Consider the following 11,808-nt stretch of genomic DNA (forward strand, 5'->3'; position numbering starts at 1 on the left):
GGGATCGTATGCTCTGTAACGGCTGTCCCGCAGCGGTTTTCCATTTAATCGGGCGGTATTTGCCGCACTTGCCTTCGCAGGGCTGCGCCGTTTGCGCTGTGCCTGTCAGTCTGCTCCGAGGATGGGCCTTTTACGACGCTTTTACTTGCGTTTACAACGGTAAAGTGATAAAATACATGCTATAATATTTGTTTTCTAATTGTATCGCAAAAGGAGGTCATCCATGCCCAAACACATGCCTACTTATACCGGGACGCTGCGCAGTCACACGCTTGCGCTGCCCCAATGCGTCAGCGAGTGCGGAGGCATCCGCATCTTTGGCCGGCGCATCAAGTCGCTGGCCTTTTCCACAGACGTGGCCATTGTAAAAAATATTAACGCCGACGCCATTATCGCTGTCTATCCTTTTACGCCCCAGCCAGTAATTTCGCAGGCCATCATCAACGTGTCGGACGTACCGGTGTTCGTGGGGGTGGGCGGTGGCATCACAACAGGCGCCCGGGCCGTTCGTCTGGCGATACAGGCCGAGCACCAAGGGGCCTATGGCGTGGTGCTGAACGCACCAACGGACAACGCCATCATTCGCCAAATCAAAGAGGAGGTGGACATTCCGGTGATTATCACCGTGGTGTCCGAGCGGACGGACATCCGTGCGCGGATCGATGCCGGAGCCGATTTTCTCAACGTATCCGGCGCGGCCAGAACTCCTGAAATTGTGGCTCACATCCGAAATCAATTCCCCGAGGTGCCCATCATCGCCACCGGCGGCCCCACGGAGGAATCAGTCCTCAAGACCATCCGGGCGGGGGCCAATGCCATTACTTACACACCCCCCAGCACCGGTGAACTGTTTGCCAGAATAATGGACAAGTACCGGGATACTCTCTAAGAACAGGCGCTCCTCCAACGTCGGGGGAGCGCCTGTTGATTGCCTTAGGCCCGGGCCAAATACGCCCTGCAAACTCGCCGGGCCTCGGCTGCCACGGCGTCCTCGTCCACGGTGACCAGCCGACCGTTCCGGACCACTATTTTTCCTCCCACTACCGTCATGTCCACCGGGCCGCGCAGGCCCATGGTGGCGAGGACGGCGGCGGGGTCGTATTCGCCGCCCACCAGCTCTAGTCGGCGGGAGTCCACCAAAAAGAAATCCGCGCAGTTACCAACCTCCAGAGAACCGATGTCCGTTCTGCCAAGCAGGCGGGCGCTGCCTCGGGTGGCCAGTTTTAAAACCTCATATCCCGAGGGGGCGGCGGCGCTGGAGCTGAGCCGGTGGAGTAAAAATGCCACCCGCAGCTCCTCCATCAAGGACGAGCCGTCGTTGCTGGCGGAGCCGTCCACCGCCAGACCCACGGGAACACCCAGCTTCAGCATTTCAGGAATCCTGGCAATGCCGGAGCTGAGCTTCATGTTGGAAATGGGGCAGTGGGCCACGCCCGTGCCGGTGCAGGCAAGCTCTTGCAGTTCCTCAGTGCTAAAATGGATGCCGTGGGCATACCACACGTCTGGTCCCACCCAGCCGAGAGAAGCCATGTATTCAAGGGGACGCTTTTGGAAACGCTCTAAGGTATAGCGCTCCTCGTCCTTTGTCTCCGCCAGATGGGTTTGCAGCCGCACGCCGTACTGCCGGGCCAGCATCGCGCTCTGGCGCAGCAGCTCGGGCGAGACGGAGAAGGGCGAGCAGGGGGCCAGCGCCACCTGACGCATGGAGCCAAACGACCCATCGTGATATGTTTCGATGCACCGGGCGGAGTCGCGCATAATTTCATCCACCGTCTGCACCACGCTGTCCGGCGGAAGGCCCCCGTCCTTTTTGGACAAATCCATGCTGCCCCGGGAGGCATGGAACCGCACGCCCAGTTCCGCGGCAGCTGCAAACTGCACCCCCATCAAATCGCCCGCTCCAGCGGGGAAGACGTAGTGGTGGTCGAACACAGTGGTGCAGCCGTGCTTCAAAAGTTCGCCGCAGCCCGTCAGGGTGCTCAGTCGGACCGCTTCGCCGTCCAGCCCCTTCCAAATTTCGTATAGGGCGGTGAGCCAGTCGAACAGCTCCAAATTCTGCACCTGAGGCAGGTTCCTCGAAAAGGTCTGGTACAGGTGGTGATGGGTGTTTACAAGCCCAGGATAGCACCAGAAATGAGACCCGTCCAAAACTTCGTCGGCAGACTGGGGCAGCGCTGTTCCCATGGCGCGTAAAACGCCGTTTTCGCAGTAAAGATTGATATTTTTCAAAACCCGGTCATTGTCATCACAAGTCACCACGGCGGACAGATTTTTTATCAGTAGAGAGGACATGGCGCAGCTCCTTTCAACATTAAAGCAGGTTACATCGTTTTTTACGACTATTCTAACAGATGTATCAAAAAAATCAACTTGAAACCTAATAAAATTTGTGATAAGCTAATAAAAAGTTTTGAAACAGAGAAGGGAGGAGCCTTATGCTGGATATTTTTGATATCCTAGGTCCCGTTATGGTGGGGCCGTCCAGCTCTCACACGGCTGGGGCGGTGCGGATTGGCAACATGGCCCGGTCGCTGCTGGGCGACGAGCCGAAAAAGGCAAATATTGGGCTACACGGCTCTTTTGCGGAGACGGGACCGGGACACGGCACGGACCGGGCGTTGGTGGCGGGGCTTTTGGGAATGCGGCCGGACGATCTTCGCATTCCCCGCAGCTTTCAACTGGCGGAAAAAGAGGGACTGGAGGTATCCTTTCAAAAGGTGGAGCTGAAGGAAGCCCATCCCAACACGGCAGTGCTCTGCGTCTCCGACGGAAACGGGCGGACGTTGGAGCTTCAGGCCGCTTCCACCGGCGGCGGACGTATCCGGGTGGACGCATTAGACGGCATTCATGTCAATTTCACCGGTATTTTCAATACGCTGATTATTCGCTCCATCGACGTTCCGGGTAAGTTGGCGGAGGTGACATGGATTCTGGAGCACGGAAACGTGAACATCGCCAATATGAATCTTTGGCGGGCAAAGCGGGGTGGCAGCGTGCTGATGGTCATTGAAACAGACGAGAAGGTGTCCCCCAAGGTGCGGACGCTGATTGGAGAGCTGGAGAATGTGACCGGCGTGACGTACTATGAGAGGGAGGACGTATAATGGCACTGGATTCCATGCAGGAGATTTTTGACGCCGCCGATGCGGGCGGCAGGGAGTTTTGGGAAGTGGTGCTGGATACCGACATAGAGGAGCGGAGTGTGACGGCGGAAGCTTCCATGGAAAAAATGCGGATTGCATGGCGGGCCATGCTGGAAGCGGTGGACACCTATCGGGGTGACCGGCTCTCCGCCAGCGGACTGGTGGGCGGCGACGGGAAGAGAATGCGCAACTACGCGGCGGAGATGAACACCCTTTCGGGGCCTTATCTTGCGGCAGTCATCGCTTCCGCACTTTGTACCGGCGAGTCCAACGCCTGCATGCGTCGGATTGTGGCGGCGCCCACGGCCGGCGCCAGTGGTGTGCTGCCGGCTGTGCTGATTCCCCTCTATCATCGGGGTGACATTGATGAAGACGCTGCCGTCCGCGGGCTGTACGTGGCGGCAGGTATTGGCGCGGTGGTAGGCAGCCGGGCTTGTATTTCCGGGGCCTCCGGCGGGTGTCAGGCGGAAATCGGAACCGCCTCCGCTATGGCGGCGGGGACGCTGACGGCCCTGCGGGGCGGCTCCTGTCAGCAGATCGGCCATGCGGTGGCCATGGCGCTGAAAAACCTGCTGGGCCTTGTGTGCGACCCTGTGGCAGGCCTTGTGGAGGTCCCCTGCGTCAAGCGAAACGTGGTGGGTGCGGTCAATGCCGTGAGCTGTGCGGACATGGCCCTTGCGGGAGTGGAGAGTCGGGTCCCCGTGGATCAGGTGATCGACTGCATGGGCGAGGTAGGCCGCAAAATGTCCGAGGAGTTCCGGGAGACGGCGCTGGGCGGTCTTGCGGATTCCCCCTTTGGCCGAGAGGTCAAGGAACGGATGAAAAACGGGGTATAAATAAAAGATCTGGCCATTGAGCCGCTCTGATAAAGCTGATTTTAGGGCATCACCGTTTTATTTACGGTGATGCCCTTGTTTTGCAATGTAATTGCCAAGTTATTCAACTTCCTTTAGCAAATCTTCCGCTGAGATACCGTACAGATTTGCAAGGGCTAGAAGATTTGAAGTGCTTGGATCAGAAGTGCCGCTTTCCCATTTTGATACGGCTTGCCGACTGACGCCGATACTTTCCGCAACAAATTCCTGTGTCATTTTGCAGCGGGTACGGTTTGCCCTCAGTGCTTCACCAAGCGATCTTGTTACCCTTTCTTTTTCTTTCCGCACGCTGTCGGAGCGGATATACTTCAGAAGCGCCTTAATTACCATTATAATAAGGACAATGACAACTGCCGCAATAGTGAGATAAATTACGAAACCTCCAAGCAAAAACGAAAAGCTGATATTCATTGCATATTCCTCCTTTTGTATTGGCTTCATTTTAACAAAAGTGGTTGCATGACACGACCAACTTTCACGCAACTTTAGGTTGAATTTCGGTTGCATCAACGAATATAAGCCTCTTTAGCAAGATTATATAAAGCATCAACCCTATTTCTATAGTTCTATTATAACAGCGGTAGTTTTGAAAAAGGGGTGGGGCCTGTCCAGTGTGCGTGAATGCCAAGAGGGAAGCGATTCATGTATCTTCCAATGAAGAAAGAAGATGTGTCAGTTGTCCCACTTCACGCCTGCGGCCTTCGCCGCCGCGTCGATCACGTGCCCCGCCAGCACGGTGGAGGTCACCGTGCCCACGCCGCCGGGAACCGGCGTGATGGCAGAGACCACCGGCTCCACGCTTGCAAAGTCTGCGTCGCCGTGCATAGAGCCATCGTCGTCTACGTGAATTCCCACGTCAATGACCGTCTGGCCTGGGGCCACGCATCCGCCGTCCACCGCTCCGGCTTTTCCGGCGGCAACAATTAAAACCTCCGCCCGGCGGCATTCCTCTGCCAGGTCTTTCGTGTGGGTGTGGCAGGTGGTGACCGTGGCGTTTCGGGCCAGCAGCAGCATGGCCACGGGTTTTCCGATGACAAGGCTTCGCCCGACTACCGTCACGCGCTTTCCGTCCAAATTGCAGCCATAGTAATCCAAAAGCTCCATGCAGGCCTGTGCGGTGCAGGGGGGATAGCCCGCGCCCTTTCCGGTAAACACCCGGGCAAGAGACCCGCCAGTGATGCAGTCCACGTCCTTTTCGGGAAGCAGAGCTTCACAGGCCGCCTGTTCGTTCAGCGTTTTGGGCAGGGGGCGCAGCATCAAAAGGCCGTGGATATCCGCAGCGGCGTTGACGCTCTGGATGGCCTCCATCAGCTCCGCCTGGGTGCAATCGCCGGAAAGAGTCAGCTTTTTGACTGCCACGCCAAGCTTTTCGCAGCGCTTCACCGCGCCCCGCTCATAGGCCAGATCATCGGGCCGCTCGCCAACCCGCAAAATGGCCAGCGTGGGCTTCACGCCTTTTTCTTCCAGCGTCCGCACCCGCTCCGCAAGGCGAAGGCTCAGCGCCTCGGCCACATCTTTTCCACTTAAAATTCTTGCCATATGCGCTCTCCTCTCACTTTCCCCGAAGCTGGACCCGCACCGCGTCCGCCACGGCGGTGGCCCGCGCGCCGTATTCTTGCAGCAGCGCGTCGGTCCGGTGCTCCAGTGCTGTCGCCGTCACGCGGTTGTTCATGGTCTTCGTGTTGATAAACACATTCAGCGCGGCGCATTCCATGGCCGCCCGACAGCAGATCGCCCCGCAGCCCACGTCGGAAATCAGCATTACGCTGCTCTTTTCCAGCAGTTCCTCCAGCAGCTCCACCGCCTTGGCGCACTGTTCCAGCGTTTCCATCGGCGCGGCGCAGGCCCGCTTGGTGGCCTCCTCCAAAACCGCGTCCCGGGTGGGGTCGTCCTTGGGGATGGAATAAGCGCGGGACAGTGGCTCAAAGGCCGCCGCGTCCGCGTCCACCAGCTCTAAAAGGCGCTTTTGAATTTCTGCTCCCTTTTCAAGCAGGATGCGGAGGTCCTCCTCCACGGCGGCGTACTTTTTCCGCCCCAGAGTCATGTTCCCCGCCATGGATCCTAATGCGGATCCCAGCGCGCCCACCAGAGCGGAGGCGCCGCCGCCTCCGGGCACCGGGACTTTGGCCGCGAGGAGGGAGGTAAACTCCCGGCAGGTTCGATCAATCAACTTTTCGGGCATTGGCAAATCCTCCGTTTTTCGTTATCAATATTTTGAACTTTTCCTGCAAAGTAGTATACCCCCATCCCAATAAAATTGCAACGCTGATGCAAGCTGCACAAAACACGGGTAAAAGCTGCAAGGGCGCAGTAAAAATTGAATATTCGGCGCTACGGGACGATGAAAAGCGCCCTCCGAGACTTCGGAGGGCGCTTTTGAGAAAATGAGTCCTTTATTTCACCCGGACGACGCAGGTCAGGCTGTTTCCATCGTAGGACATGGTGACGGTTGCCATACCGGTGGACACTCCAGTGACGGTTCCGTTTCCGCTGACGGTAGCCACGCTGGGATTGCTGCTGGACCAGGTTTGGGCGGTGGTGATTCCGGTGTTTTTAAGCTGGAAGCTCTCACCTATGCCCAAGGTGAAGTCCTCTCGGTTCAGCTTCACGTCGCCGCCGGAGGGTGTGACGGTGTTCCCGGAGCTGCCGGAAGAACCAGAGCCTGCGCGCACACGCACGATGCAAAGACCCTTTCCGGTGCCATCGGTGGCATAGACATTGATGATTCCGGCAGAAATGGCCGTCACCGTGCCGTTCTCGTCCACGGATGCAATCCCGTCGTCCTCGCTGAACCAGGTATAGCTCCCGCTGCCGCCGGAAACGGTCAATTTTACCGCCGGGTCTCCTACCGGGAGGGTAAAGTCCGTCTTGGAGAGGGTCAGGGTGTCGGGTAGAGACGCCACCTGCTCCACCGTCAACCCGGAGGGGTCCGTTTCCGTTCCGCGTCCCGGCTCCTCGCCAGAGGAGGAAGAAGAATCCCCGGAGGAATCTCCGATTCCCGGCAGGCTGGTATCTCCGGAGGAACCGCCGCTTTGAGATGGATCGACTTGGGAGGAGGAGACACCCGGTTCTGTGCCGCCACCCAACTTTTCCTTGATGCTGTCACCGAAGAACAGCCAGCCCAGCGTCACCGCCAGCACCAGAATTACCACAACCAGCACGGGCGTCAGGATGCTGGGTTCCTTCCGGCAGGCGGAGCGCCGCGCGCCCTTGCGGCGGAAGGGCCGCTCCTCAGAAAGCGCGGCCTCCTCCTCGCAGAAGGGACAGCACTTATATGTATCGGAATACTTTTCCCCGCAGTCGGGGCAGCGTTTCATGGCCATGAATATCCTCCTTTGGAGCGGTGGGTGTTTTTATGATCAATTGACATAATATCGGGTTTTTCCTGCACAGTCAAGGCCATGAAGACGAATTTTGTGGAATTCCGCTTTTTTCCTTGGTTTCCACTTGCATTTGGGGGGCTCCGTCTCTATAATATTCTGAGGTTCTTCCTCTACGTTTCTTGCGGGGAATTGCCAATGGCGGGCGGCACGTGCCCCCGCGGAGAGGAGGAAAAGCCCGATGGATATTATTTTAATCGGCGTGGCGGGGGGCACCGGCTCCGGCAAAACCACCCTGACCCGGCGACTGAAGGCGCATTTCGGGGACGACGTCACCGTGGTGGGCCACGATAGCTATTATAAACTGCAGGAGGGCGTCTCCTTAGAGGAACGGATACGCCAGAATTACGACCATCCCAGCGCCTTTGACACAGACCTTCTGATTGAGCACCTGCGGGCGCTGAAACGGGGGGAGCCTATTGCGTGTCCCGTGTATTCCTTTACGGACTTTAACCGCACCGAACAAACCGTGACAATTTTCCCTGCCAAGGTCATCATTGTGGAGGGGGTTCTGATTTTTCAGAATCCCGTCCTGCGGGAAATGTTCGACATTAAAATTTTCGTCGAGACAGACGCGGACGAGCGCATTTTGCGCCGCGCCATGCGGGACGTGGAGGACCGGGGGAGAAGTCTTCAGTCCGTTGTCAAGCAATATCTCACCACCGTGAAGCCCATGCACGAGCAGTATGTGGAGCCATCCCGGAAATATGCCGACATCATTGTGCTGGGGGGCGGGCGCAATCTGGTGGCGCTGGAAATGATGATTCAGCGCATACAAGCTCACATCGACAAGAATTAAGAGACGAGGGACCCGCCAGTAAGCGGGCCCCTTTTTTGCAGGTATTGGACTGGAATTGGGCCTTTAAAACGCTTCACCGAAAAAATTAACAAAGATTGTATTTACAATTACCATCAGTTGTCCTTATAATGATAACAATTCAAGAGGCAGGAAATCGAAAAAGAAGCAAGGCCGCCCGGGTTTACGTCCAAAAGGTCGGGCCGCGGGGCGGAAGGCATAAACTCAAGCGTAGTCGCAAAAAAGTCCCAAACGCAAAGGAGGAGGCGTCATGTCGGTAAAGCTGGAACTGTATCGGGTATTTAAGGAGGTGGCGGAGGCGGGGAACATCTCCGTGGCCGCAAAAAATCTCTATATTTCCCAGTCGGCGGTGAGCCAGTCCATCAAGCAGTTGGAAACAGCCTTGCAGGCGCGGCTGTTTTCCCGCAGCCCCCGGGGCGTGGCACTGACAGGGGAGGGACAGCTGCTCTATGATTATGTTCGCTCTGCGCTGGGGCTTTTGGCCACGGGGGAAGATAAGCTCTCTCAGGCTCAGCAGCTCATGCTGGGTACACTGGTGATTGGTGCCAGCGACACGGTGACGGGCCAGTTTTTGACCCCATATCTGGAGTCGTTTCACCGACTTCACCCCGGTATCCGCCTGAAAATTATCAGCGGACGGAGCGCCAAGGTTTTAAGCCTGCTGCGCTCCGGCTCTGTGGACATCGCCTTTGCTTCCACCCCGGCAGAACGGGAGCGGCTGGAGGCGTGGCCCTGCTTTTCCACACACAGCGTGTTTGTGGCGGGCAGCGGCTATGGCTGCGATTTCGACCATGTTTACACCCGGGAGGAGATTGCGGCTTTTCCTCTGATATTGTTGGAACGCAAGGCCAGCTCCCGTGGTTTTTTAGAGCAGGATTTTCTCCGCTGCGGCGTGACGCTGACTCCGGAGATCGAGCTGAGCTCCCGAAGCCTTCTGGTGACGCTGGCAAAAATCGGTCTGGGCGTGGCGGGAGTGACGCTGGAATTTGTGCAGGATGCGCTGAATGCGGGGGAGATTCGGCTTTTGAAAACCGATTTCACCATCCCTGCTCGCAGTGTGGAGATGTGCACGCTGGTAGACGTGGCCCCCACGGCGGCGGCGGGCGCGTTTATGGAAATGGTGAAGGCAGGGGCGGAGAAAGAAATCCCCCACCAAGAGGAGACGGAGAAATAATCTCCTGGAGAAATGAAAAGAATCGTCGCCCGAAACGGCGCGCAAACGGAGTGGAGGCAAAAAGTCCTCCACTCCGTTTGCATTGTGTTAATCAATCAATTCGCCAAGAAAGGCCGCCGCTTTTCATAAAAAAGCGGCGGTTATGTGTCGTTCGCAGAGGTTACAAAATGAATGGCGGAGAGAAGCGTTCGTTCGTCTCCCACAATATAGAGAATATCTCCGCTCAGCAGGGAAGAATAGGGACCGGGGGAGAGAATGATCTGCTCCCCGCGCTCAATGGCAATGATGGTGGCCCCCGTCTTGTGCCAGAAGTTCAGGCCGCTGATGCTCTTACCTGCAACTTGAGAATTATCGGGCACAGCAATCTCGTAAGGCACAAAGGGCGTGTTCTTCGCTGTACGGCCCGCCATATTGAGGACAAACAGCAGCTTTTCCATGGCGGCAGAGGTTTCGGCAATCTGGCGCTCCATCCATGAGAGCAACTCGCCCTTTACGTCGGCAGCACCTTGCATCTCCTGGGTTTCCTGAATGAACTCCACGGCCTTTTGCGAAGAGAGAATCCACACGCCGCTGTTTTTCTTGACGTGGAGAATCTCCACATCCTCCAGAAGATGAACCGCTTTGCGAATCGTCTCCGGAGAAACCCCGTACTGAGAGGAAAGCACCGTGCGCCCGGACAGCTTCTGCCCCTCCACATATTTGCCGCCCACAATATCCTGAGCGATGGTGACCGCAATCTTGCGGTAAACAGGCAGGGTAATCCCCATGCTTCTTGCCATAATGATTTCACCGTAATTCCGTTATAGTATTTATTGTGTCACAATACTGCCAGTCTAGCACAAAGTATAGATTTCGTCAAAGCAAATTGCTCGTTGTGAATATTTGAGGAGAAGACGAAAAAAATGGGCATAGTCGAACACGAGGTTTTGATTGGTATTACAGACAAATATGTGAAGAAAGTCTCCAAAAAATACCAGTATTTTTCCGACAACTTATACAAAAATAAAGATGCCAGTTTGACAAAGTGACAACTTGTTGATATAATATCGAATGTCAGTATTATGACATATAAGAAAGGGGTCAGATAATTTATGAAGAAAACGATCCGAATTACAGGATTGCTTTTAGCAATGATTGTATTGGCAGGCAGCCTTGTGGGCTGTGGGGCAGGGGACCAGAAGCAAACGAAAACGCTGCGTTTTGCCGACGTTGGCTGGGATTCCATCCTGTTCCATAACGCCGTGGCGGGAACCGTGGCTGAAACAGTGTTCGGCTATAATTGGACGGAGGTTTCCGGCAGCACTCCCATCACCCATGAAGCGGTGAAGAAGGGCGAGATTGACGTACACATGGAGATGTGGACCGACAACCTGGCAAACTATGACGAAGACATCGCCGCGGGTGCGCTCAAAGAGGTGGGTGTAAACTTTGACGACAATGCGCAGGGATTGTATGTGCCGCGCTATGTCATCGAGGGGGACCCGGAGCGGGGGATTGAGCCCATGGCGCCCAACTTGAAGACCGTGGCAGACCTGAAGGATTATGCGTCCCTGTTTAAGGACCCGGAAGATTCCTCCAAGGGAATCATCTACGGCGGAATTGCTGGCTGGGAGATTACGCAGATTATCCATCAGAAATACTTGTATTACGGGCTGGACAAAACCTATAACTATATTGAGCCGGGCACCGATGCAGCCACCAGCGCCGTGCTGGTCTCCGCGTATGACCGGGGAGAGCCGGTGGTAGCCTATTATTGGGAGCCTACCTGGCTGCTGGGGAAATACGACTTTGTCCTGCTGGAGGATGAGCCTTATGACCCGGAGCTGTTCCTTGAGGGAAAGACAGCGTGCCCCTCTGTGCGGGTCACCATCTGCACCAGCAACGATTTCTATGACAGCGACCCGGAGTATGTGGCGTTTTTATCCAAGTACCACACCACCTCCGCGCTGACCAGCGAGGCACTTGCTTATATTGAAGAAAGCGGCTCGGACTATAAGACGGCGGCAAAGTGGTTTTTAAATGAGCACCGTGACATGGTTGAAACCTGGCTCACCGCAGAGCAGGCCGATACACTGTATGCGGCCATTGGATAAGGAGGGTGCATGAATTGGTTGTTTAATTTTCCCTTTACAATCAACGTTGACACAAACGCCATCGACAATGCCGTGCGCGGCTTTGCCGCATCCCACTCCGTGTTTTTTGACGGAATTAAGTCCGGGCTGACCGGCTTTGTGGGAGGCATCAACTGGATTTTAGGCTACATTCCTTGGTTTGTCCTGATTGCGCTGGTATTTTTCCTTGGCTGGAAGGGGCATAAGAGCCTGCGCTCCGGCATTACCTACGCAGCATTGTTGTGCGTCATCGGAATGTTGGGACTGTGGGATTTGATGAACCTAACCCTTTCCATCGTTTTGGCAGG

The 11,808-nt window shown here is 56.0% G+C and carries 12 protein-coding genes and 1 pseudogene; 7 read left to right on the plus strand and 6 right to left on the minus strand.

Going from position 1 to position 11,808, the window contains the following annotated elements:
- Nucleotides 1–223 precede the first annotated feature (223 nt).
- Nucleotides 224–889, plus strand: coding sequence for a hydrolase (locus RT018_RS14140; RefSeq protein WP_312942936.1), 666 nt, complete (start codon nucleotides 224–226; stop codon nucleotides 887–889).
- 44 nt (nucleotides 890–933) lie between these two features.
- On the opposite strand, the gene RT018_RS14145 is transcribed toward RT018_RS14140, so the two are convergent.
- Complete coding sequence (locus tag RT018_RS14145) at nucleotides 934–2,292, minus strand: 8-oxoguanine deaminase (protein WP_312942937.1); 1,359 nt, start codon at nucleotides 2,290–2,292, stop codon at nucleotides 934–936.
- A 143-nt stretch (nucleotides 2,293–2,435) separates the two neighbouring features.
- On the opposite strand from RT018_RS14145, the gene sdaAB reads away from it, so the two are divergent.
- Nucleotides 2,436–3,104, plus strand: a complete 669-nt coding sequence (sdaAB, locus tag RT018_RS14150; RefSeq protein WP_312942938.1) for an L-serine ammonia-lyase, iron-sulfur-dependent subunit beta — start codon at nucleotides 2,436–2,438, stop codon at nucleotides 3,102–3,104.
- Complete coding sequence (gene sdaAA, locus RT018_RS14155) at nucleotides 3,104–3,979, plus strand: L-serine ammonia-lyase, iron-sulfur-dependent, subunit alpha (RefSeq protein ID WP_312942940.1); 876 nt, start codon at nucleotides 3,104–3,106, stop codon at nucleotides 3,977–3,979. Before sdaAB ends, sdaAA begins: the two co-directional genes overlap by 1 nt.
- A 99-nt stretch (nucleotides 3,980–4,078) precedes the next feature.
- Here sdaAA and RT018_RS14160 read toward each other — a convergent pair whose 3' ends face one another.
- From RT018_RS14160 to RT018_RS14175, 4 genes are all read right to left on the minus strand, one after another.
- Entirely contained in the window at nucleotides 4,079–4,429 is a 351-nt protein-coding gene (locus RT018_RS14160; RefSeq protein WP_312942942.1) for a helix-turn-helix transcriptional regulator, read from the minus strand.
- Between the two features lie 261 nt (nucleotides 4,430–4,690).
- Nucleotides 4,691–5,557 (minus strand): tetrahydrofolate dehydrogenase/cyclohydrolase catalytic domain-containing protein, encoded by an 867-nt coding sequence (locus RT018_RS14165; RefSeq protein ID WP_312942943.1) that lies wholly within the window; start codon nucleotides 5,555–5,557, stop codon nucleotides 4,691–4,693.
- A gap of 13 nt (nucleotides 5,558–5,570) precedes the next feature.
- Entirely contained in the window at nucleotides 5,571–6,200 is a 630-nt protein-coding gene (locus RT018_RS14170; RefSeq protein ID WP_312942944.1) for a cyclodeaminase/cyclohydrolase family protein, read from the minus strand.
- Between the two features lie 211 nt (nucleotides 6,201–6,411).
- Nucleotides 6,412–7,341: an Ig-like domain-containing protein gene (locus tag RT018_RS14175; RefSeq protein ID WP_312942946.1), complete on the minus strand. Its 930-nt coding sequence runs from the start codon at nucleotides 7,339–7,341 to the stop codon at nucleotides 6,412–6,414.
- Nucleotides 7,342–7,579: 238 nt separating this feature from the next.
- Between RT018_RS14175 and udk the strand changes: the two genes are divergently transcribed.
- Together udk and RT018_RS14185 are read left to right on the plus strand one after the other, a co-directional pair.
- On the plus strand, nucleotides 7,580–8,197 hold the full coding sequence (udk, locus tag RT018_RS14180; RefSeq protein ID WP_312942948.1) for a uridine kinase: 618 nt from the start codon (nucleotides 7,580–7,582) through the stop codon (nucleotides 8,195–8,197).
- Nucleotides 8,198–8,465: 268 nt separating this feature from the next.
- Complete coding sequence (locus RT018_RS14185) at nucleotides 8,466–9,389, plus strand: LysR family transcriptional regulator (protein ID WP_312942950.1); 924 nt, start codon at nucleotides 8,466–8,468, stop codon at nucleotides 9,387–9,389.
- 140 nt (nucleotides 9,390–9,529) lie between these two features.
- Here RT018_RS14185 and RT018_RS14190 read toward each other — a convergent pair whose 3' ends face one another.
- Nucleotides 9,530–10,168 carry a TrkA C-terminal domain-containing protein gene (locus tag RT018_RS14190; RefSeq protein WP_312942951.1) on the minus strand — a complete coding sequence of 213 codons (639 nt, stop codon included), beginning with the start codon at nucleotides 10,166–10,168 and terminating at the stop codon, nucleotides 9,530–9,532.
- A gap of 312 nt (nucleotides 10,169–10,480) precedes the next feature.
- Here RT018_RS14190 and RT018_RS14195 point away from each other — a divergent pair, with 312 nt between their 5' ends.
- Nucleotides 10,481–11,482, plus strand: a complete 1,002-nt coding sequence (locus tag RT018_RS14195) for an ABC transporter substrate-binding protein (RefSeq protein ID WP_312942952.1) — start codon at nucleotides 10,481–10,483, stop codon at nucleotides 11,480–11,482.
- 9 nt (nucleotides 11,483–11,491) lie between these two features.
- Nucleotides 11,492–11,808, plus strand: a pseudogene (locus RT018_RS14200) (hypothetical protein); the annotation flags it as partial.

The sequence above is a fragment of the Oscillibacter sp. genome (assembly GCF_032060045.1).
GTDB lineage: Bacteria > Bacillota > Clostridia > Oscillospirales > Oscillospiraceae > Oscillibacter.

What these genes read in the sequence shown, in the direction of transcription:
- RT018_RS14190 (WP_312942951.1), bottom strand. Translation starts at nt 10,168, where the DNA reads ATGGCAAGAAGCATGGGGATTACCCTGCCTGTTTACCGCAAGATTGCG.
- RT018_RS14160 (WP_312942942.1), bottom strand. Translation starts at nt 4,429, where the DNA reads ATGAATATCAGCTTTTCGTTTTTGCTTGGAGGTTTCGTAATTTATCTC.
- RT018_RS14140 (WP_312942936.1), top strand. Translation starts at nt 224, where the DNA reads ATGCCCAAACACATGCCTACTTATACCGGGACGCTGCGCAGTCACACG.
- RT018_RS14195 (WP_312942952.1), top strand. Translation starts at nt 10,481, where the DNA reads ATGAAGAAAACGATCCGAATTACAGGATTGCTTTTAGCAATGATTGTA.
- RT018_RS14185 (WP_312942950.1), top strand. Translation starts at nt 8,466, where the DNA reads ATGTCGGTAAAGCTGGAACTGTATCGGGTATTTAAGGAGGTGGCGGAG.
- RT018_RS14170 (WP_312942944.1), bottom strand. Translation starts at nt 6,200, where the DNA reads ATGCCCGAAAAGTTGATTGATCGAACCTGCCGGGAGTTTACCTCCCTC.
- sdaAA (WP_312942940.1), top strand. Translation starts at nt 3,104, where the DNA reads ATGGCACTGGATTCCATGCAGGAGATTTTTGACGCCGCCGATGCGGGC.
- RT018_RS14175 (WP_312942946.1), bottom strand. Translation starts at nt 7,341, where the DNA reads ATGGCCATGAAACGCTGCCCCGACTGCGGGGAAAAGTATTCCGATACA.
- sdaAB (WP_312942938.1), top strand. Translation starts at nt 2,436, where the DNA reads ATGCTGGATATTTTTGATATCCTAGGTCCCGTTATGGTGGGGCCGTCC.
- udk (WP_312942948.1), top strand. Translation starts at nt 7,580, where the DNA reads ATGGATATTATTTTAATCGGCGTGGCGGGGGGCACCGGCTCCGGCAAA.
- RT018_RS14145 (WP_312942937.1), bottom strand. Translation starts at nt 2,292, where the DNA reads ATGTCCTCTCTACTGATAAAAAATCTGTCCGCCGTGGTGACTTGTGAT.
- RT018_RS14165 (WP_312942943.1), bottom strand. Translation starts at nt 5,557, where the DNA reads ATGGCAAGAATTTTAAGTGGAAAAGATGTGGCCGAGGCGCTGAGCCTT.